Here is a 20,703-nt window from a genome sequence, read left to right as displayed (position 1 = left end):
AACGTGTGCGCTTGATCCTGAACGTCCTGTGGTTCGTCCTCGGTAGCGGCTTCGTGCTCGCCCTGGGCTACGGCCTGGCCGCGCTGATCTGCTTCGCGCTGATCGTCACCATCCCGTTCGGGATCGCGTCGATGCGCCTGGCCGTCTACTCGCTGTGGCCGTTCGGCCGCACGATCGTCAGCCGCCCCGACGCGGGCGTGGGCTCGGGCATCGCCAACGTCCTGTGGGTGGTCGTGGCGGGCTGGTGGCTCGCCCTGACCCACATCGCCGCCGGGATCGCCCTGTGCGTGACGATCATCGGGATTCCGTTCGGCATCGCCAACTTCAAGCTGGTGCCCGCCGCGTTCTGGCCGCTGGGACGCGAGATCGTGGAGCTCGAGGGCTGAGAGACGGCGTCAGGAGCGGCTGACCGGCGGCAGGAGCCGCGCGATCGCGTTGTGGCCGGCGGAGTTGGGGTGGTCGCCGTCGGCGATGAGCAGCGCCGTCGGGTCCTGGCTGCCGTCGAGGCCGTGGAACGCCGGCTCGGTGGAGAGGTAGACGGCGCCGCCGTCGTCGGCGGCCGCGGCGAGCGCGTCGTTGACGGTCCCGGTCGCCCGGGTGGAGACCTCGACCCCTTTCTCCCCGTACGTCGTGACGCCGACCCGGCCGTCGCGGACGACGTTCCAGTAGCCGAGCACGATGACGAGGGTGTGGTGGAGCTGCTGGATGCCGTCGATGGTCGCCCGGACGTTGGTGCGGATCGTTCTCGCCCCGGACGCCACCGCATCGTCGTCGGTGAACGAGTCCGCCACGTCGTTGGCGCCGATCATGATGACGACCTCGTCGGCCTGCAGCAGGGAGTCGCGGACGGCCGGGAGGCGCAGCTCGGCGCGTACGTCGGCGGAGGTCAGGCCGGGTGCCGCCAGGTTGATCGACACCGCGTGTTCGTGGCGGGCGTACAGCTCGGGGAAGGCGGCGCAGGTGCATCCCGTCCCCGCCGGTACCGAGTCGCCGAGCGTGACGATCGTGGGCGGCTGGGGCGTCGCCCGGGGCTCGGGGCTGTGCGGCCCACATCCGCTCAGAAGCCCCAGCAGCAAGGCCGCCGCCGCGGTCAGGGCAGCGGCCGGGCCAGGTGGGCGGAGAGCCAGTCGAAGGCCGGGCCCTCCATCTGGCGCCAGACCGCGTGGCTGTGGCCGCCGCGTTGCACCATGGCCGTGGTCACGGAGACCGGCGGCCGGGCGGCGCGGGCGATGCGCAGGGCGTCGCGGCGGGTGCCCTGTTCGTCGTCCGCCCACCCGATCCAGAGTGCCACAGGCGGGCGGGGCAGGTGCTCCAGCCGCCAGACCACGTTGTGCAGCGTGTCCTCCGTACCGTCTCCCACGACGATCTCCGGTCCGGCCAGGCCCGACATGCTGGCGGCGGCCGCGTAGCGGTCGGGATGCCGCAGGGCCAGGCTGCTGGCGCAGTAGCCGCCGGCCGAGTAGCCGATCAGGCCCCACCCGGCGCGGTCGGTGCGGACCCGGAAATGGGCCATCGCGTACGCCGGCACGTCGACGGTGAGGAAGGTCTCGGACTGCGGGCCGCCACGCAGGTTCGTGCACTCCGTGTCCAGCAGTTGCCGCGGCGTGTTCGGGGCGAACAGCACGACGGCCGGTGCCATCCGTCCCTCCGCTATCTCGGTGTCCAGGCGGGATCTGACCTGCAGCTTCCTCAGCCACGTACGCGGAGATCCCGGGTAGCCGTGCAGCGCTTCCATCACCGGGAACCGTTGCGTCCCGGTGCGGTAGGCGGCGGGCAGGTAGACGTACATGGTCGAGGTGAGACCGCTCGCCTTCCCCGCGACGGTGACCGTCAGGAGCTGGCTGCCGCCCGGCGTCTCCTCGGCGGCGGGCTCCGGCCCCGCCTCGGGCTCCGGCTCGGCGTCCGTCGAGTACGCCTCCGTCATCCGGTTGAGCTGGACCAGCACCGTGGCGCTCACGCTGAGCAGGGCCGCGACGACGGCGACCAGGCGCAGGGGCCAGCGCAGCCGGCCTCCGCGATCCCAGCCGACCGCGATGAGGACGGCCGTCAGCGCCACCGCCACCAGGGCGAGGACCAGCAGCGGGGTCCCGTCGGGGCTCACGGCGCGGAGCCCGTCGGCAACAGCAACGGCGGCGTCAGGGCGGGGCCGAGCTGGGTGCCCGTCCAGGTCATGGCCGTCTGCCAGGCCGTCGGTGCGCCGGCGGTCAGCGTGACCACGCCGGGCGCCGACGTGCCGGTGTGCCCGGGGGCGGCGGCCGGGCGCACGATCGCCAGCGCGGTCCCGGGCGGTGTGCGGCCCAGGGACGCGAGCGTGGCCACTGGTGACCGCTCCACCACGGCGATCGCCCGGAACAGCCCCGGCGAGGTCCGCGCGAGGTGCCCGGCGAGCGCAGCCTGGTCCGCGCCGGCCACCATGACCCAGCCGCCCGGTGTGACCCGGACGTCCTTGCCGAGATCGGCGACCAGGCTGCGCAGGGCCGTGGCGGTCGTGGCCGCGGTGGGCCTCAGCGCGACCGTCACCGCCCCGGCTTCCGGCGCGGTGACGGCGGTGTCACCCAGCACGAGGAGGACGGGGAAGCGGGCGGTGCCGCGGGTGGGATAGTCCGGCGGCACGAAGGCTTTCGGGGGTGCCGCCAGGTGCCAGCGGCGCAGGTCGCGGGGGTGCCAGTCCAGCTCGGACCGTCCGGCGAGGGCCGAGTCCAACGCCCCGGCGCGTACCGGGGCGGTCGCCGATCGTGTGCCGGTGTCGCCGGCCAACGCAGCCCACGACGGGTAGAACTGCTGGGACCGGTTGACCACCAGCCCGGCGCAGAGGACCAGCGCGGCCTCGGTCACCAGGATGCCGAGGGTACGGACGACGTAGCGCCCGCGCCCGGACCTGGACCAGAGCAGGGCAGTCGCGGCACCACACACGACCGCCGACAGCGCCACCACGATGATCAGAGGGATCCCCGTCAGGCTCATGAACCTGCCCGCTGCCGTGTCATGCAGGCCATGATTGCCGCTGAACGCAAGTCTGACGGTTGTCAGGTGTGCCGGCGCAGCGCCACCCGCCCGAGCATCAGGGCCAGCGGCACCTCGACCGCCGCGCAGGCCAGGCCGATCAGCAGGTCCGGGGTGCCGGCCGCGGTCATCACGTCGAACCAGGCGTCGCAGAGCAGCAGGACCGCACTGGTCTGGGCGGCCAGCGGCAGCAGGGCCGCGCGGCGCCAGGCGGTGTAACCCACGGCGGCGAAGCTGCACAGCAGAAGGACGTCGAAGCCGATCCAGGCGGCGTTCCACCGGTGCACGACGTACCGGGCCGGCAGGTGCTGCGCGAGGACGACGATCCACACCGCGAGGGCCGCGCAGGCGGAGGCCGCCAGCACGACGAGCCGGCGGCGCCGGCTGGAAGGGTGTGCCGTCGATATCGCCATGGGTCCTCCCGCCGTTCGTGCCCTCTCATTACCGCTGCGGCGGGCCGGTAATCCTGGGAGTGGCGGCCGTCTCGTATCGTCGCCTCTCGTCGATGACAGGGGCGGAGATACAGGGTGCATGCCACGGCCGAAAAGGTGACTGACCGGGACGAACGGCCGCCCGAGGCGCCGCGGGCCCCGGGCCGGGACTGGCGTACCGCCGTGCCCAAGGTGTCCGCCGGGGTCCTGTTCGCGGTGGCGGTCGTCTGCGCGCTGGCCGCCGTCAGCGCCGCGTTCGGCGCCCGCCTGCTTCCGATCCGCCGGCTGGTCGACGAGCTGCTGATGCCGGCGCCGGCGAACCTCGGGTACGCGGTGTTCCTCGGCATGCTGGCCGTCGGCGTCAACCACCGCAAGCGGGTGGCGTACTGGTTGCTGACCACCTATTTCGCGCTGCAGCTCGGCACCGACGTGGTGCTGGCGGTCGTGCTGGCCCAGCGGCCGGCGACGCGCTGGGCCCGCGTCCCCGTCGAGCACCTGTGGCTGCTCGGCGGCAACCTGCTGATCACGGCGGTGGTGCTCGTCGTGCTCGCGCGTACGCATCGGCAGTTCTACGCCAGGGTGCAGCGCGCCAGCGTTCCCAAGGCCCTCGCCACCGTGACCGGTCTGATCGCCGTCTTCTCCGTGATCGGCTGGGGCCTGGTGGCCGCCTTCCCGGGCTCGCTGCACCCGGGCGGCGGTCGCCGGCTCGCGTACGCGTTCCGGCAGGTCACCGGCGGCGCCCTGGAGTTCCACGTGCACCGGTCCGGGATGGCGCCCGGCTGGATCAACCTGGTCCTCGGCTTCTTCGGGGCCCTCACGCTGCTCACGGGGCTCGCCGTGCTGTTGCGGTCCCAGCGCGCAGCCGCGTCGCTGGACGCCGAGGAGGAGCGCCGGGTCCGGGAGCTGATCGACGCCCACGGCCGGGACGACTCGCTCGGCTACTTCGCGACCCGGCGGGACAAGGAAGTCGTCTTCTCCCCGTGCGGCCGGGCCGCCGTGACCTACCGGGTGGTCGGCGGGGTGAGCCTGGCCAGCGGTGACCCGATCGGCGAGCAGCGGGTGTGGCCGGCCGCCATCGGGGCCTGGCTGCAGGAGGCCCGGGAGTACGCCTGGACGCCCGCGGTCATGGGCGCCGGGGAGGCCGGTGCGACCGCGTACGCGCGAGCCGGCATGCGGGTCCTCGAGCTCGGCGACGAGGCGATCCTGCACCCCGCGGAGTTCAGCCTCGAGGGCCGGCAGATGCGGCACGTCCGGCAGGCCGTCGCGCGGGTCGAGCGGGCCGGCTACACCGTCCGTATCCGCCGGCACGGCGACATCCCCGCCGCCGAGATGGACCGCATCGTCTCGCTGGCGGCCCGCTGGCGGGACACCGAGACCGAACGGGGCTTCTCGATGGCCCTCGGCCGGCTCGGTGACCCCGCCGACGGCGCGTGTGTCCTCGTGGAGGCGCTGGGGCGGGACGGCACCGAGGCGGCGTTGCTCTCCTTCGTGCCGTGGGGCCCCGACGGTCTGTCGCTCGACCTCATGCGCCGCGACCGTACCCTCGACAACGGCCTCGTGGAGTTCATGGTCGCCACCCTCATGGCCGAGGCGCCGCGGCTGGGCGTGACCCGGGTGTCGCTGAACTTCGCCGTGTTCCGGGCGGTCTTCGAGGAGGGCGCGCGCATCGGTGCCGGGCCGGTGCTGCTGGCGTGGCGGCGGTTGCTGCTGTTTTTGTCCCGGTGGTTCCAGCTGGAGTCGCTGTACCGGTCGAACATCAAGTATCAGCCCCGGTGGATCCCGCGCTTCCTCTGCTTCGAGGACGTCCGCGACCTGGCGAAGGTGGGGTTCGCGTCGGCCGTCGCCGAGGGCTTCGTCGAGGTACCGAGCCTCCGGACGCTCCGGCGGCGGGGAAAGCTCGTCACGGACCCGGCGGCGGCACCCGTGCCACGGATCCCGTTGCCGCGCGTACCCTTGCCCGCCGAGACCGACCTGCCGCTGCCCGCCGCCGCGACCGCGGGGCGCAGTGAGCAGACACGAATCCGGCTGGCGAAGGTGTCGGCGTTGCGCGCCGAGGGGGTTGATCCTTACCCCCCGGGATTCGACCGTACGCACACCTGCGACGCGGTCCGGGCGGCGCACGCAGGCTTGGAGCCCGGCGCCGTCACGGGGGAGCGGGTGTCCGTCGCCGGACGGCTCGTCCTGCAGCGCGACCACGGCGGCGTATGTTTCGCGACGCTGCGCGACGGAAGCGGTGACCTGCAGATCATGCTGACCGTCGACCGGCTGGGACGGCAGCAGCTCGGCCGCTGGCGCCGCAGCGTGGACCTCGGGGACCACATCGGCGTCGCCGGCGAGGTGGTCGCCTCACGCCGCGGCGAGCTGTCCGTGCTGGCGGACTCCTGGACCGTCACCGCGAAGTGCCTGCACCCGCTGCCCGACAAGCGCCGCGGACTCGCCGATCCGGAGATGCTGGGCCGGCGGCGGCACCTCGATCTCATCGTGCACCCGGCCGCCCGGGACATGCTGCGGATCCGGTCGGCGGCCGTGCACGCGGTGCGGACGACGCTCATCGGGCGCGACTTCCTCGAGGTCGAGACCCCGATCCTGCAGCCGGTCCACGGCGGCGCCAACGCCCGGCCGTTCGTCACGCACAGCAACGCGTACGCCATGCCGCTCTACCTGCGCATCGCGCCGGAGCTCTACCTCAAGCGGCTGGCGGTGGGCGGCGTCGAGAAGGTCTTCGAGATCGGCCGGGACTTCCGCAACGAGGGCGTGGACGCCACCCACAACCCCGAGTTCACCATGCTGGAGGCGTACGAGGCGTACGGCGACTACTCCTCCATGCGGACGCTGGCCCGTACCCTCATCCTGGCGGCGGCGACGGCCGCGCACGGCGCCCCGGTGGCCCGCCGCGACGGCGTGGAGATCGACCTGGACACGCCGTGGCCGGTGGTCACCGTTCACGACGCGGTGTCGAAGGCCGTCGGCTCGCCGGTCGGTCCCGGCACCGGCGTCGCCGAGCTGCGCCGCCTCGCGGCGGGCGCGGGCGTGGCTCTGCAGCCGGAGTGGAGCGCCGGGCAGATCGTCCTGGAGATGTACGAGAAGCTGGTGGAGAAGCAGACCGAGGCGCCCACCTTCTACACCGACTTCCCGATCGAGGTCTCCCCGCTGACCCGCAGCCACCGGCGGGATCCCCGGCTCGCCGAACGCTGGGACCTCGTCGCCTTCGGAATGGAGCTGGGCACGGCCTACACCGAGCTGGTCGATCCCGTCGAACAGCGCCGCCGGCTCACCGCCCAGTCCCTGTGCGCGGCCGGAGGCGACCCGGAGGCGATGCAGCTCGACGAGGACTTCCTGCAGGTCCTGGAGCACGCCATGCCCCCGACCGGCGGGCTCGGGCTCGGCGTGGACCGCCTGATCATGATGCTGACCGGCCGGAGCATCCGCGACACCCTGGCGTTTCCGCTGCATCGCCCGGCGGCCGCCGGCGTGGCCGCCCCCGATCAGGGAGGCCATGGATTATTTTCAATCTGATGGTTGATAGCTCCGGTGAGAGGTGTCTCCGCCGCGGATGCTGACACTCCTCACGCCCTACCGGCGAAGGAGACACGATGGCCACCACCATGGACGCCGTCCCGCACCGCCGTCTCAACCGGCTCACCGGCGAGTACGTCCTGGTGTCGCCGCACCGCACGGCGCGCCCGTGGCAGGGCCAGGTCGAGGAACCGGTGCGGGAGAGCCGGCCCGCGTACGACCCCGCCTGCTACCTGTGCCCGGGCAACACCCGGGCAGGGGGAGCGCGTACGGCCACCTACTCCTCGACGTACGTCTTCGACAACGACTTCGCGGCGCTGCTGCCGGACATCGCCGCGGCCGAGTCACCGGCGCACGGCCTGCTGCAGGCCGAACCTGAGCGGGGGATCTGCCGCGTCCTCTGCTTCTCACCCCGCCACGACCTGACCCTCGGCGCGATGGACACCGCGGCGATCCGGCGGGTGGTCGACGCCTGGACCGGGCAGTACGCCGAGCTCGGCGCGATCCCGTGGGTCCGCCACGTCCTGATCTTCGAGAACCGCGGCGCGATGATGGGTGCCAGCAACCCACACCCGCACGGACAGATCTGGGCCGAGGAACGGCTGCCGAACGAAGCGGTGAAGGAGCTGGCCCAGCAGGAGGCGTACGACGGCTGCCTGCTCTGCGACTACCTGGCGGTGGAGCTGTCGGAGGGCACGCGCATCGTCACGGCGAACCCGGAGTTCGTGGCGCTGGTGCCGTTCTGGGCGGTGTGGCCGTTCGAGACGCTCGTCCTGCCCCGGACCCACACCGGGGCGCTGCCCGCCCTGACCGGCGCCGGCCGCGACGGGCTCGCCGACATCCTGGGGCGGCTCACCCGTCGCTACGACCGGCTGTTCGGCGTGACATTCCCGTACTCGATGGGTCTGCACCAGACGCCGACCGACGGGACGCCGTATCCCTCGTGGCATCTGCACGCGCACTTCTATCCGCCGTTGCTGCGGTCGGCGACCGTCCGGAAGTTCATGGTGGGCTACGAGCTGCTCGCCGGACCGCAAAGGGACATCACACCGGAGCGGGCCGCGGCACAGCTGCGCGGCATGCCCGAGGACTGAGGAGAGTGCCTCATGCCGACGAGCCCGGCCGTACCGCTGCACTGGCGTGCCGACGGGGTGAGCCTCGTGCTGGACTGCGCCGCCCCGCTGCTGCCCCGGGTGCTGCACTGGGGCGCCACCGGCGCGTGGTCACCGCCCGGACGGGTACGCCTGCCGGGCCTCGACCCCGACGCCGTCTACCAGGTCCGGCCGCTGCCGCCGGGCGAGGAGCCGCATGGGCCGACGGGGCATCCGCTGCCATGGTGGAGCAAAGACGTCCAGCTCAGCGGGCAGCTGCTCGGCGTCGTCGGCGTGCAGGCCCCCGTCCTGTTTCCCGAGCGGCTGGTACTCATCCGCAGCCCGGATGGGGAACACCTCATGAGGCCGACCGTTCGTCGTCGCCGATGATGCTGTGGAGGAGGAGCACCGCGCTGCCGGCTGCGCCGGCGCCCACGAGTACGGCCTGCGAAACCGACGCCGAGTCCAGGTACGACAGCACACCGGCGACGACACCGACGACCACCGCTGCCAGGAACACAACTGTTGCCCGTACGGTCAGGAGCGGGCGGCTTTGAGACGAGTTCACGGTGACCTCCGACGATGAGTTGTGGTCATTCGTAGGAGCCGTTCGTGCGACCGACCCCCGCTGGACGCCGGACGAATCCACAATCGGCCGACCGTGGGGTGCCGAGCTGTGCGTACCTATGACGGGATGAGCGCGGCATTGGCGGGAGGAGGTGGCCGACGGTGGCTTACGACGATCGCGAGGGCCTCCGCGCCGTCGCACGGTGGTCGGACCTGACCGGCGCGGACGGCGGCGAGCTGACGACCGCCGACCGGCGCGCCGCCGACCAGGAGCTGGTCGAGGTTCTCGCCGTGCGCGGCTTCGAAGGACCGGCCTACGAACGTTTCGAGGCTGCGCTGGCCGCCTACGCTCTGGCGCGGCTTCCGGGCATGATCCGGACCGGAGCCGTCTCCGTGCGTATCGCAGGGGCCGGACCGCCGGTCCGGCCTACCACGACCGAGCTCGATGCCATGTCCCGCGATGCGGCCATCCTGGACGACCTGACCGACATGACGGTCGCCAGGGCACTCGTCCTGTTCCGCCGACGCGCCATGATCGGCGGCGAGTGGCGACCCGGCGGCGGCGCCAGCCTCACGACCTACTTCATCGGCGCATGCAAGCTCATGTTTCGCGCTGAGATGTCCGGTTACCGCGCCGCACTGGCGCGGGACAGCAGGAGTTCGCCCTCCACGCCGGAACAGTTCGCGGGCGTTGCCGACGGCACGCCGGAGGGCGACCCCGCCTCAACCGTCGTGGCGAACCAGCAGGTCCGGGAAGAGCTCGACCGGCTGGAGGAGCCGGCCCGGACTATGGTGGCGATGACGCTCGACGGACACAGCCAGAGGAAGATCGCCGATCGTCTGGGCACGTCCGAGCGGGCTGTGGAGGGGGTCCTGCGCCGGTGGCGAAGGAAGGCCCAGCGCCGTAGGTCCGACGGAGGTGACGAGCATGACCAGCGCTGATGACGCCCGGATCGAGGAGCTGATCGAGCGGTCCTCGCTCGGCACGCCGGAAGCCCGCGCAGCACGCGACCGCGTCGACGAATCACGGGTGGTCGCCGTTCAGCGTATGGCCCGGCTGCGCGACCGCGTCGAGCATGCCGCGCAGGTGACCGACGTGGTCGCCGCCGCCGTCGAGCTCGTCGACCTCCTCGAGGAGTCGGGCCGCGTACACGCCGTCAGTCCGGTGTTCGCGGCTGCGATCACGGCCTGCCGCCCGCAGGTCGGAGCCGCAGGTGCCCGCCGTTTGATCGCCGAGCGGTACCGGGCCACCGAGCGGCCGGTTCCGGCGATCCTCTGGTTCGTCGATGCCGCGAAGGCCGGTGACCGAGCCGCCTTCGACGAGGCGTTCGCGCTTCTCCGCGAGCTGGATCTGCCACCGGCCGGTGCCGACATGCGAGAGCGGCTCGTGGAGCTGGTGGAACCGCAGCGGAAGATAGTCGCGATGACCACGTTCCTGGACGTCGAGCTGCCGGAGGCTGCCCAGATCGCAGGAATGTCACCCGAGGCGACGCGTACTCATGAGTTGGCGGGGCTGGCGACGCTCGCCGGGCGCGCCGCGACGGGTACCGCCCTGCTGGAGCGCCCGGTCACCGCACCGCTGGACCCGCCCACCATCGGCGGCGTCGTGCGTACCGGCGGTTTCGACGCGGACTTCGAGGATCCCGCGAACATGCCGGGCCAGGTCATCGGCGGCACGCTCAGCGACGACGAGCGGGCGATGATCCGGCTGATGGATCCGAAGGACCGCGCGCGGTACCTGCTCCGTAAGCGCATCCAGGAGAAGGCTGAAATGGCGGTGCTGCTCTCCGAACTGCAGTCCCTTCGCCACCGGACCGCGCTGGCGGTCATCGCCGACATCCGCTGAACCCGCTGGTCAGGAGCCGTAAGCCGCCACGTACTGGTCGGCGACGAAGGAGGGGTCGATCAACTCCGACTGGGTCGCGGTGAGTCCGAAGTCGACGACGTCGGCGCCGAGGGCGCCGAGCAGCCTGGCCAGGAACGTCTCCGCGAGGTCCGCCATCGGCTGGACGTCCGCGGTCACGACGGGGACCGCCACCACGCCGGCCAGGGCGTTGGCCGGCAGGCGGTCGAGGAGCGCCTTCAGCGCGCCGGCGTAGGAGCCCTTGCACGCCGGCGACGCGACCACCAGCACGGTCGCCTCCTGGACGTCCAGAAGAGCCTGATCGCTGGCCTCGTCACCCGGCGTGAGGACGCCTGCGCCGAGCTCGGCGACGTCCACGAGGACCGGCGGCGTGTGCCCGCGCTGTTCGGCGAGTCGCTCGCCCACCAGGGTGGCCAGGTGCAGAGTCCGCGATCCGGGCTGGGGGTCTCCCGACACCACGACGATGTCCGACACTGAGCGCATCCTCTCCTTCACGGATAGGAAACAAGCATGACGCTCCGGCCGGTGGTTGGCTACTCGGCGAACGGCCGACCCCGTGTCAGTTGCGGAAGGTGGCGGCCAGGCGGGTGAGCTCGGTCGACATGCTCCTCACCTCGGTGGTGAGCCTTCTCTGCGTACAGGCGGGCGTCGGCAGCGGTGTAGAGGGTGTCGAAGTCCTCGCCGTCGATGTCGAGGACGGCGGCGCCGATGCTTGCGGGAGTACGTTCGGCCAGGGCGGTGCGGAGGTGCTCGGCGGTGGCGGTGGCCTCGTCCGGGGGGCAGTTGCCCACGAAGGCGACGAACTCGTCACCGCCGAGACGGCCGACGACGTCGTGCGGGTGGAGCCGCCCGGTCATCGTGCTCGCCACCCAGCGGAGCAGCTCGTCACCGGCGGCGTGGCCGTGCCGGTCGTTGAGCTGCTTGAAGTCGTCCAGGTCGAGCAGGAACAGAGTGGCCGGGCGGCGGGTGCGGCGCGCGTGGGCCGCCTCGGCGATGAAGCGCTCGGTGAAGCCCCGCCGGTTGAGCACCCCGGTGAGTGGGTCGTCCTTCGACATCCGGGTCAGCAGCGACCGCTGCCGTGCGGCGGTACGGCCCTGGGTGGCGCAGGCGACGCCGACGGCCAGCATGCCGAGCAGATGCGTCACGACGTACCAGGCGCTCGAGACACCCACCGTGACGGCGACGCCGATGTACAGGGCGGAGGCGCCGGCCACGATGGGAACGGCCGTACGGACCGGCATGCCGAGGGTGATCAGCGGCAGCGACAGCAGCATGCCGAGGCCCAGCGCCGAGCCGACGCCGCCGTCGAGGGCGGCGATCAGCATCGAGCTGAGGAACTGACTGACGGTGAAGGCCATCATCAGCCACCGCCGGGCGGGCGCCCGGCTGAGCCGGCCCGCTCCCAGGAGTACGGCCACCGCCAGCACCGTGCCCCACAGGCACAGCACCGCGATCTCCGTCCGGAACGGGTGTCCGGTGGCGAAGAGCAGCAGGTACGTGAAGCCGATCGTGGTCTGTGCCAGCGAGATCCAGCCGGCGTCGGCGATGGCGTGGCGGCGGCGTTCCCCGTGCGAGACCACGGCGGGGCTGTCCGCGACGAGCTTCTTCCGGGCCGCCGCTACTCCGTCGCCGGTGGGCGGCTGCCGGTCATGGGAGACCTTGTCGGCGTAGAGCCGCTCGTCGGCCAGCGGGGTCAGCTCCTCGGCCGTCTGCGCATCGGCCGGGTACACGGCGAAACCGAAGCTGGCCGGGGCGCCCGGGCCGAGCCTCGCGCGGAGCCGGTCGACGACGACCTCGGCCCCCTCGCCGGCGGTGTCGGCCAGGACGGCGGCGAACTCGTCGCCGCCGAGGCGGCCGATGGCGTCGTGCACGCGCAGCTCGTCGCGGAGCGTGCCACCGATCCAGGCCAGCAGGTCGTCGCCGGCGCGGTGGCCCCAGGAGTCGTTGACCTCCTTGAACCGGTCCAGGTCGAGCAGCACCAGCGTCACCGCGTCGCCGGTGCGCGCCGCCTCGGCCAGCTCCTGATCCAGCCGCTCGGAGAAGCCGCGACGGTTCAGGCAACCGGTGAGAGGGTCGGTCCGGGAGATGTCGGCGAGGCGGTGACGCAGCGACACCAGGGCACCGGAGTACCGCAGACACAGGTACGCGACGCCGCCGCAGCCGAGCGTGTACACCAGCGGGTAGCCCGCCGGCGCCGGCCCACCGGCCGCGACGACGGTCCAGTACGCGGCCAGGCCCAGCGCTGCCGCACCGGCGAACACCCGAGGCGGCACCACGCTCGCCAGGAACAGCAGCCACATCGGCACCAGCGCTCCCAGGGGTCCGGCGACACCCCCGTCGAGGATGCCCAGGGCCGCGGAGCCGCCCACGGTGATCACCATGCTGGCGACCTGCACGAGGACACGCCAGCGGGACCGGGCCAGGGCTGCCGCCGTCCACCAGCCCACGCCGGCACCGGCGAGCAGGACGCCGGCTATGGCGAGCATCACGGGACGGTGGGGTTCTGCCGGCGTACCCAGCAGGTAGATCACCGCCAGCCCGGGGCCGACCGCAGCCCGTACCGCGCCGGCACGGATCACCGATATCCGCGCCGACGGCGTCCCCAGCGGCCTCAGCAGAGACCTGGTGATCCTCAGCAAGCGCTTCTCGGCCTTTCCGATGACAGAGCGGCGGAAAGCCGCTATCCGTCCATCGGTTCCGGCGACCGGATCCTGAGGGAAGGACCGAAGGGGCACGCCCGGCGATCGTCGGTGCACGACGCCCGCGGTCCCGAAGACAAGCGGGTCGTATCCCACTAGATCTTGATACCGGTACGTGTGCACGAGATGCGGAGGAGAGTTCCTGTGGTTCTACCCGGTGTCGAGGATCCGCTCCAGCTGGCCACCGCGCTGGCCCGGTCGACGCGTGGGCCGTTCGTCCTCTATGAGAACGACGGCACATGGTCGCTGGCTTCGGGACCGGCGTACGAGCTGGTGCTCCACGCCGACGAGATGCGGGTCCGCGACGGCGACGGCTGGTCGGCCCGCCCCGTCGGTGCGGATCCGCTGCAGAGCGTGGCGGATGCCCTCGAGGATCGCCTGGCCGGGGGAGCGCGGGCGTACGGCTGGGCGGGATTCGGCCTCAGCCACCTGCTCCACGGCGATCCGGCCGCGGCCGACGGACCCCTGCTGCATCTCGTCGTCCCGAGCCGGGAGGTACGCGTCTCCGCCGACGCCGTCGAGGTCCGCACGGACGACGCCGCGGATCTGGTGATGCTGACGTCCGCGGTGGAAGCCGCCTCCCGGGCCGTCGCCGCTCCCGCCACGCCGGTGCCGCCGCCGAGCGCCGAGCATGATGCCGAGTTCTACCGCAAGGCGGTGGCGTGTGCGGTCGACGAGATCGAGGACGGGCGGTACCGCAAGGTGATCCTGTCCCGGCTCGTGCCCGTCGAGGGTGACGTCGACCTGTTCGCGACCTACGAGGCGGGGCGCCGGGCCAACACTCCGGCGCGCTCGTACGTGCTGGAGCTCGGCGGCGTACGCTGCGCCGGTTTCAGCCCGGAGACGGTCGTGGAGGTCACCGCGGCCGGTCAGGTCTCCACGCAGCCGCTCGCGGGAACGCGGGCCCGGCACGGCGACCCGGTGCGCGACGGCGCGCTGCGGGCCGATCTGGAGGCGGACCCGAAGGAGGTCTTCGAGCACGCGATCAGCGTCAAGCTGGCCCTGGACGAGCTCACCGCGGTCGCCGCACCCGGAAGCCTCACGGTCGACGACTTCATGGACGTCAAGGAGCGAGGCAGCGTGCAGCACCTCGCATCGCGGTTCAGCGCCACCCTGAGAAACGGGCTGAACGCCTGGCACGCGCTCGCCGTGCTGTTCCCGGCGATCACCGCCTCCGGTGTGCCCAAGGCCGCCGCGTGCGAGGCCATCGACCGCCTCGAGAACGCGCCGCGGGGCCTGTACAGCGGGGCGGTGCTCACGGTCGGCGCGGACGGCTCGATGGACGCGGCTCTGGTGCTGCGGTCGGTGTTCCAGCAGGGTGACCGGACCTGGCTGCGCGCGGGCGCCGGCATCGTCCCACAGTCCACGCCGGAGCGCGAGCTCGAGGAGACCGCCGAGAAGCTGCGCAGCGTCAGCCGCTACCTGCACCGCTGATGCGCAGGGCCGGTGCGAGGTGTTTCCGTACGAGAGCTGCAGACGATCATTAGAGTGCGCGGGGTGCCTACGTTCCCTCCCGCGTACCGTTGGACCCTCGGCGTCTTCCTGATCGTGGTGGCCGCGACCTGGTGGCGGCCCCTGTACCCGGCCGAGCAGGCCCTGCATCACTCGCTCACCGTGCTCGGGCTGGTGGCGCTGGTCCTCGTGCAGCGCCGCCGGCCGCTCCCGTACCCTTCGTTCCTGCTGATCGTGATCTTCCTGGTCCTGCACTCGGTGGCGGCCCGGTGGATCTACTCGTTCGTGCCCTACGACGACTGGACCGACTCGCTGCTCGGCGTACGCCTCAACGAGCTGTTCGGCTGGCGGCGCAACAACTTCGACCGCCTGGTGCACCTGTCGTACGGCCTGTGCTTCGGTCCCGTGCTGTTCGCCCGGCTGCGGGAGTCCGGGCGCGGCATTCGCTCGGCGGCGCTGACGTCGGTCGAGGTGGTGCTGTCCACGAGTGCGGCGTACGAGCTGTTCGAGTGGGCTGTCGCGCTGACCCTCGCGCCGGGGGCGGCCGAGGCCTACAACGGCCAGCAGGGCGACATGTGGGATGCGCACAAGGACATGGCGCTGGCCACGTGCGGAGCCGTGGTCGCGGTGGCGGCCGCCGCCGCGGTCGCCTACCGGCGCATCGGCTCCATAGCAGCTCAGTCGTCGCCCGGCTGACTGTATCCCGGCTTTGTGCCACATAGAGAACTTTGATGGTCCACAGGCGACGGTAAGTTATTGGATCGCACCATCCGCTTCGCAAGGAGCGGCGTACGTTCGTGAACGGGGAGAAAGTCTTGATCAAGAAGTATGCGGCTGCGGCCGCAATGTCCAGCACCGTCCTCGCCGTCCTGGCTCCGGCCGCCGCCCACGCCGCCCCGGCGGCCCAGACCATCACCCGGGACGGGGCGTCCATCACGTTCCAGCGGGTCGACGCGCCCGCGACGCCGAAGTCCGGCACCGGACCGACCTCGTCCGACTTCGACGGCGACGGTCTCGACGACATCGCCGCGGCGGCTCGCGGCGGCGTGGTGGTGCGCTACTCGTCCGGCGGGCACACCGACTACATCGGGAAGACCGCCGGCGGCGGCGCCATCACGCTGGGCGCCGCCATCGCCGGCGGCGACTTCGACAATGACGGATACGACGACCTGGTGGTCGGTGACCCCACGGAGGCCGACGGCGCCAACGGTACGTCCGCAGGCGGCCTGTGGATCCTGCCCGGCTCGTCCGGCGGCCTGCGGGCGTCCGCGATCCGCCACCTCAACCAGAGCAGCGCCGGTGTGCCCGGCACCGCCGAGGGCGGCGACGAGTTCGGCGCGGCGCTCGCGGCCGGCGACATCAACGGTGACGGCCGCGCCGACCTGGCCGTCGGCGTGCCCGGCCAGAACATCGGATCCGCCTCCGACGCCGGTGGGGTGGTCACGTTCCTGAGCAACGCCCAGGGTGTCAGCACGACCGGTGCGCGCTGGCTGGACCAGGGCACGGCGTACATGCCCGGATCGCCGACCAGCTTCGACCGCTTCGGTGGCGAGCTGGCGATCGGCCACTTCAACCATGACAAGTACGGCGACCTCGCGATCGCCAGCCCCGGCGAGAACGAGGGCGGAACGGGCCCGAGCCGCGGCATGGTCAACCTGATCCTCGGCGGCAGCAGCGGCCTCAACGTGATCGGCGTCTTCTCCGTCGAGGGCGACGACTTCGGCAAGGTGGCCCCGACCGTGCGCCCGGTGCGCCTCGGCTACGGCGGCCTCACCCTGGCCGACGTCAACGGCGACGGCGCGGACGAGCTGGTCGCCGGTACGCCCGAGGCGACCGTGGCCGGGCAGGCCAACGCCGGCATGGTGGCGGTCCTGGAAGGCAACAACGACGGCATCTTCGTCACCGCGTCCTCGGTCGTGACCCGCAACACCGCCGGCGTACCGGCCGACCCCAAGGCGGGCGACGCGTTCGGCGCCGCGGTGGCCGCCGGTGACGTCACCGGCGACGGCCTCGGCGACCTGGTGGTCGGCGTACCCGGTCAGGACGTCGTGGACGCCCCGACGGCACCGCCCGGCACGGTCCGCGACGCCGGTGTGGTCAGCCTGTTCCGCGGCTCGGCGGCCGGTCTCGTGTCCCACGGCTACGACATCTCCCAGGGCTACGAGTACGTCGACGGCACCTCGGAGGCCGGCGACCGCTTCGGCCACGACGTCCGCATCGTCAACCTGGACGGCCGCGACGGCCTCGACGCGGTGATCGCCTCCCCGGGCGAGCGCGGCATCGACCGGGGAGCCCCGGCCCCGCCGGCGGGCGACACCCCGGGCGCGATCTACGAGTGCCTCGGCGGCGACCCGAACTTCATGTACGGCACCCACCGCACCACCGGCACGGAGGTCGCGGTGCCGGGCTTCAACACCAACATCTACGGCTACGTGCTCTGACGGCGAGGCCGCCCGGATCAGCGATCCGGGCGGCCTTCGCCGTTCAGGGCTGTGCTCCGGGCCCGCACGCTACGGCCTCAGAAGAAGTTCGGCGACCTCGGTCAACACATCAGAGTGGTTGGCCTGGATGAAGAGGCGGGCCCCCGCGGGGATGCGCCAACCCTTCTCTTGGAGATAGTCGCGATGACGGCCATAGGGCACCGGCGAGGCGAACGTGAAGAGCTGTTGCGCTCCTGGCGCCCAGCTGGGTGATGCGGCCGCCGGCAGGGATCGCACTCGCTCTACTACATCCACTGGGCCGATGTAACAGGAAACGATCGTGGCCCCGGCGCGCCGCAGAGAGGCGATCTCCGCCAGCGGCTCCCCGTCGGTGCTCTCGCCATCCGAGATGATGAAGAGGATCTCCGAGGCGCCCCGCGCCGCGGACCGTCGTGTACGCGTGATCTTTCGCCAGAGCATGAGGCGGACAGCAGCTCGCACGTATGCCCGAACACGCGGCGGACCTGCCTGTGCGATCCGGAAGACCGCCTTGACCATGGCCGAGAGGGTCGCCCGGCCGGCAGCACGAACGGCACCCGGAAAGGCGCGGACGGCAGCCCGAGCGGCAATCAACCATTCACCAAGGCTCCACCTCGCCATCGGCTTCGCCACCTCACGGCCCCCGAGTCCCCAGCGTGTGGCAATGCGTTCCGCCCTGAACCGTTGGGCTGCGCCATGCACCGCCGCAGTCAGCGGCGTGACCCCGTACAGGAATTCGCCCAGCTCAGAGTCCACCGAACCCGCTCGGGCCAATCGGCTGAGGATGCCCGCCAACTCCCCGACTGTGAGCATCGTGGAGCCGGCGGCTTTGAGGCGTTCCTCGAGTAGGTCAGCGAACGTCATCCGCCGGCTCGCCACCGTACGAACCATTCGCTCCGCCTCGCGGGTCTTCGCGCGGAAACCGCTCAGCTCGGCTTTCAACCACAGCCTGAAGGCGCGATAGGCGTACAGGGGCCCGCCGGTGATCAGTTTCCGCCAGTTGTGCGCATCGGCAACCTCGAACTCCTTCTCGGAGAGGTTGGGAAGGCTACTGGCGATCTCGCGCTGCACCCGCGGTGAATTCTGCACGTTGGCCAGGAGCGTCGTGGCCTGACGCCAGTCCAGATGCTTCCGAGCCCACAGTGCCCACCCCTCCTTACCATGATGCATGGCGAGACGCGCGAGCTCGGCGTACGGATCGTCGAGCGGCCTGCCCCGCAGGCTGCGCGGCTCTGCAGGCCCGCTGTCGCCGTGCTTGTCGCGGAGACTCAGCAAGGTCAGCAGGTCGATCACCGGTCCGATGCGCCGGGTGCCGAATGCTAGAGCGAATACTCTGATGGACGGCGTCTCGGACGGCTTTTCCGACACTTCGGCGTGAGACTTCTGCGCGGCCCGGCGTAAGGCTTCCGTCCAGCCGTCCAGGCGGCTGAGGGTCTCCTTCGTGTCGTTGCGCAAGCTGGTCTGCATCGACGCGGAGACGTCGACCAGCAGTCCGACGAGAGTCGGCAAGGCGTCAGCGACCCTTGGGCAGCATGTGAGCCATGCCAGGGGCAGGCGTGGGAAGCGCGCGGACGAAACCGTCCAGGGCGTCGGAGTGGTTCACTTGGACGAAGCAGGCCGCATGACGTTCGATTGCCCATCCCTCTCGCAGAAGCCGGCGGCCCAGGGGCGAATCGATGTCGAGTCGAGACGCCATGCGGAACAGACGGGCGGCGCCGTCGGGCCAATCGGCCGACTCTCTTGCACGCATTCGCTTGGGTGAGGCGAGGTCGAAGCTCGTCAGATAGCAGGAGACGATCGTGACGCCCATGCCACGGATCTCGGCGGCCAACGGTTCCGGATCACCATCGGTTGGCTCACCGTCGGAGACCAGTAGGAGCAGGGCGTTCGCGTCGGGAGTCTTGTTCAACTCCCGTGCGAATCGGTCACGGACCGCGGTGAGGGCGGCTCGCATTGGGGTATTCCCGTAGATCAAGGGCTCGGCATCGGCCAGTCGTTGGGAGCTGCCCTGCCACAGCCTTGCGAAGTCCCGGATGTCCAGAGTGCTGTCACCGAGAACAGCGAGGCGCTGGTTCAACCTCCGCTGGGCCTCTCGCGCGACTCGCTGCTTGATCTCGTGGCGAGCGAGGTCCTCAGCCTGATTGACAAGCGCACCCAGGCCGAATTCTCGGGCCAGCCCGCCGAGGTTGCCCCAGCCGCCGCCCGCATACTGGGCCTTCAACTCCGCGGCGTACTCCTCGCCGAGAGCCCGCGCCTCGTCCGGCGACATCACCTCGGAGGCGGCTTCAAGCAGCGAGAACAAGTCACAGACTTCGCCACTGCGGAGCCCGAACGCGTACCCGAAGATCAAGGCACCGTGCTCAGGCGAAGTGTCCGCTCTCAGGTCGGCGTCCGCGAATCGGCTCAACGACTGGCGTACTGACTCCAGCCGGCTTCTCACGTCCCCATCGCGGTTGTCGAAGCTCTCTTCCATGGACCCCGATACATCAAGGGCCAAGCCGATCATCAGCCGTCCGGGAGCATCGGCGACCTGGCTTCGGCCGCCGGTCGCGGGTGTAGGGGCGGCCGGCTCATGCGTCTCGTGCCGCCGGAGAAGCACCGGGACGTCGCGGTCCGGGTCGGACGACAGTCGCAACTGGTGAATGCCTTGACGAAAAGAGAATTCGACGTCCTTGCCGGCTCCGATCGAGTCGTAGAAGGCGGCGGAGAAGTTGATTGCTGCGCGGTCCGAGATCGGCTGTTCCATCCCGATGGTGAAGGGGACGCCCATGGACACCAACCGACCTTGGCTCACTGAGTAACATGCGTTCAGCAGCACGCACTCCAAAGGTGGCGCGTATTCGGCGAGCAGATCAGCGAGTGCGTCCATGGGGGGCACCGCCCATGCCTGGCTCGCGTCCTCGAAGATCAGCCCCGTCCTCGTGCCGTGACCCGAGAAATGCACGATGGTGTAGTCATCTTCGAGTAGAGCACGGCGAACATCGTCGACGGTCGCGGCAAGGCATGAGTGCAGGCTGATGCCGTCTCGGTAGCGACTGCGCTTGATGCACTCGCGGATCGCGCGCTCCTCCGCGTCCAGGCGCAGCCGGGTACTTCCGCTGGGATTGGCGAAGACCGCCAAGACCTTCTTCATGACGGGAGAAGCGTAAGGGATGACAAACCGCTGGACTCTGTCGGAACTTCGACAGCGACGGGACGATGGGGCAGTGACCTCCCTCGATCATCCACCGCACGCTTCCCGGCCGCCGGCATACGCCGACCAAGTCGCCTCAAAATAGGCCGCGACCAAATCGTTTCCGTCCTCCGATCCCAGGTGATCACGTTTCGGGTCACGACTCGCTGAGTGTCGCCGCCCGAGGGCCCGCGGGAGCCCGCCGCCTAGTTGTCGTGCGGCGGCTCGAGGGCCGTCTGCTCGGGAGGCTCGATGCCGAGGCGTCGCAGGGCGGACGCCTGCACCTGCCACACCCACAGACATTCCGCGCCGCTGCCGTCGCGTGTCGGCACGCGGGAGTGGCTCATGCGGTCCTCGCCGATGCGGAAAGGGTCCCAGTCGATGCCCCAGAGCCGCAGTCAACCCTGCCGGGCGCGGTGGACCTCTCGCGCCGGTACGCCGCTGCGCCA

General features: G+C 71.2%; 18 protein-coding genes and 1 pseudogene. 9 read left to right on the top strand and 10 right to left on the bottom strand.

Annotated features, from left to right (window positions below):
- Nucleotides 1-5: 5 nt before the first annotated feature.
- Nucleotides 6-386 carry a YccF domain-containing protein gene (locus AB0J80_RS27730; RefSeq protein WP_364710476.1) on the top strand — a complete coding sequence of 127 codons (381 nt, stop codon included), beginning with the start codon at nucleotides 6-8 and terminating at the stop codon, nucleotides 384-386.
- A 9-nt stretch (nucleotides 387-395) separates the two neighbouring features.
- On the opposite strand, the gene AB0J80_RS27725 is transcribed toward AB0J80_RS27730, so the two are convergent.
- The 4 genes from AB0J80_RS27725 to AB0J80_RS27710 all read right to left on the bottom strand — a co-directional run bounded on the left by AB0J80_RS27725 (nucleotide 396) and on the right by AB0J80_RS27710 (nucleotide 3,416).
- Entirely contained in the window at nucleotides 396-1,076 is a 681-nt protein-coding gene (locus tag AB0J80_RS27725; protein WP_364710474.1) for an SGNH/GDSL hydrolase family protein, read from the bottom strand.
- A 14-nt stretch (nucleotides 1,077-1,090) separates the two neighbouring features.
- Nucleotides 1,091-2,101: an alpha/beta hydrolase-fold protein gene (locus AB0J80_RS27720; protein WP_364710470.1), complete on the bottom strand. Its 1,011-nt coding sequence runs from the start codon at nucleotides 2,099-2,101 to the stop codon at nucleotides 1,091-1,093.
- Complete coding sequence (locus AB0J80_RS27715; protein WP_364710467.1) at nucleotides 2,098-2,964, bottom strand: hypothetical protein; 867 nt, start codon at nucleotides 2,962-2,964, stop codon at nucleotides 2,098-2,100. The genes AB0J80_RS27720 and AB0J80_RS27715 overlap by 4 nt, the downstream gene beginning before the upstream one ends.
- 62 nt (nucleotides 2,965-3,026) lie before the next feature.
- A complete protein-coding gene (locus AB0J80_RS27710; RefSeq protein WP_364710465.1) occupies nucleotides 3,027-3,416 on the bottom strand; it encodes a hypothetical protein in 390 nt (129 codons plus the stop codon).
- Nucleotides 3,417-3,551: 135 nt separating this feature from the next.
- Between AB0J80_RS27710 and lysX the strand changes: the two genes are divergently transcribed.
- The 3 genes from lysX (at nucleotide 3,552) to AB0J80_RS27695 (ending at nucleotide 8,431) form a co-directional block, all read left to right on the top strand.
- Nucleotides 3,552-6,950, top strand: coding sequence for a bifunctional lysylphosphatidylglycerol synthetase/lysine--tRNA ligase LysX (lysX, locus tag AB0J80_RS27705; protein WP_364710462.1), 3,399 nt, complete (start codon nucleotides 3,552-3,554; stop codon nucleotides 6,948-6,950).
- A 77-nt stretch (nucleotides 6,951-7,027) separates the two neighbouring features.
- The gene (locus AB0J80_RS27700) at nucleotides 7,028-8,044 is read left to right on the top strand and encodes a UDP-glucose--hexose-1-phosphate uridylyltransferase (RefSeq protein ID WP_364710460.1); all 1,017 of its coding nucleotides are present in this window, start codon (nucleotides 7,028-7,030) and stop codon (nucleotides 8,042-8,044) included.
- A 12-nt stretch (nucleotides 8,045-8,056) separates the two neighbouring features.
- A complete protein-coding gene (locus AB0J80_RS27695) occupies nucleotides 8,057-8,431 on the top strand; it encodes a hypothetical protein (RefSeq protein WP_364710457.1) in 375 nt (124 codons plus the stop codon).
- Here the strand turns inward: AB0J80_RS27695 and AB0J80_RS27690 are convergent.
- Nucleotides 8,400-8,609, bottom strand: coding sequence for a hypothetical protein (locus AB0J80_RS27690; protein ID WP_364710456.1), 210 nt, complete (start codon nucleotides 8,607-8,609; stop codon nucleotides 8,400-8,402). The genes AB0J80_RS27695 and AB0J80_RS27690 overlap by 32 nt on opposite strands.
- Nucleotides 8,610-8,770: 161 nt before the next feature.
- On the opposite strand from AB0J80_RS27690, the gene AB0J80_RS27685 reads away from it, so the two are divergent.
- Together AB0J80_RS27685 and AB0J80_RS27680 are read left to right on the top strand one after the other, a co-directional pair.
- The gene (locus AB0J80_RS27685; protein ID WP_364710454.1) at nucleotides 8,771-9,550 is read left to right on the top strand and encodes a sigma factor-like helix-turn-helix DNA-binding protein; all 780 of its coding nucleotides are present in this window, start codon (nucleotides 8,771-8,773) and stop codon (nucleotides 9,548-9,550) included.
- On the top strand, nucleotides 9,537-10,454 hold the full coding sequence (locus AB0J80_RS27680; protein WP_364710452.1) for a hypothetical protein: 918 nt from the start codon (nucleotides 9,537-9,539) through the stop codon (nucleotides 10,452-10,454). The genes AB0J80_RS27685 and AB0J80_RS27680 overlap by 14 nt, the downstream gene beginning before the upstream one ends.
- A 9-nt stretch (nucleotides 10,455-10,463) precedes the next feature.
- Here AB0J80_RS27680 and AB0J80_RS27675 read toward each other — a convergent pair whose 3' ends face one another.
- Nucleotides 10,464-10,955 carry an NAD(P)H-dependent oxidoreductase gene (locus tag AB0J80_RS27675; protein ID WP_364710449.1) on the bottom strand — a complete coding sequence of 164 codons (492 nt, stop codon included), beginning with the start codon at nucleotides 10,953-10,955 and terminating at the stop codon, nucleotides 10,464-10,466.
- Between the two features lie 50 nt (nucleotides 10,956-11,005).
- Nucleotides 11,006-13,051: a GGDEF domain-containing protein gene (locus AB0J80_RS27670; RefSeq protein ID WP_364710447.1), complete on the bottom strand. Its 2,046-nt coding sequence runs from the start codon at nucleotides 13,049-13,051 to the stop codon at nucleotides 11,006-11,008.
- A gap of 264 nt (nucleotides 13,052-13,315) precedes the next feature.
- On the opposite strand from AB0J80_RS27670, the gene AB0J80_RS27665 reads away from it, so the two are divergent.
- The 3 genes from AB0J80_RS27665 (at nucleotide 13,316) to AB0J80_RS27655 (ending at nucleotide 17,064) form a co-directional block, all read left to right on the top strand.
- Nucleotides 13,316-14,605 (top strand): salicylate synthase, encoded by a 1,290-nt coding sequence (locus AB0J80_RS27665; RefSeq protein ID WP_364710446.1) that lies wholly within the window; start codon nucleotides 13,316-13,318, stop codon nucleotides 14,603-14,605.
- 63 nt (nucleotides 14,606-14,668) lie between these two features.
- The gene (locus AB0J80_RS27660) at nucleotides 14,669-15,319 is read left to right on the top strand and encodes a DUF2238 domain-containing protein (RefSeq protein ID WP_364710443.1); all 651 of its coding nucleotides are present in this window, start codon (nucleotides 14,669-14,671) and stop codon (nucleotides 15,317-15,319) included.
- Between the two features lie 119 nt (nucleotides 15,320-15,438).
- Complete coding sequence (locus AB0J80_RS27655; protein ID WP_364710440.1) at nucleotides 15,439-17,064, top strand: FG-GAP-like repeat-containing protein; 1,626 nt, start codon at nucleotides 15,439-15,441, stop codon at nucleotides 17,062-17,064.
- Nucleotides 17,065-17,133: 69 nt separating this feature from the next.
- Here the strand turns inward: AB0J80_RS27655 and AB0J80_RS27650 are convergent, their stop codons facing one another.
- From AB0J80_RS27650 to AB0J80_RS27640, 3 genes and pseudogenes are all read right to left on the bottom strand, one after another.
- Nucleotides 17,134-18,591: a hypothetical protein gene (locus tag AB0J80_RS27650; protein ID WP_364710439.1), complete on the bottom strand. Its 1,458-nt coding sequence runs from the start codon at nucleotides 18,589-18,591 to the stop codon at nucleotides 17,134-17,136.
- A 4-nt stretch (nucleotides 18,592-18,595) separates the two neighbouring features.
- Nucleotides 18,596-20,272, bottom strand: a pseudogene (locus tag AB0J80_RS27645) (CHAT domain-containing protein); the annotation flags it as partial.
- Nucleotides 20,273-20,460: 188 nt separating this feature from the next.
- Entirely contained in the window at nucleotides 20,461-20,601 is a 141-nt protein-coding gene (locus AB0J80_RS27640) for a hypothetical protein (protein ID WP_364710436.1), read from the bottom strand.
- Between the last annotated feature and the right edge of the window lie 102 nt (nucleotides 20,602-20,703).

This window comes from Actinoplanes sp. NPDC049548, from assembly GCF_040676695.1.
GTDB lineage: Bacteria > Actinomycetota > Actinomycetes > Mycobacteriales > Micromonosporaceae > Actinoplanes.
Note: the sequence above shows the minus strand (reverse complement) of the source record. Positions and strands in the feature narration are given on the sequence as shown.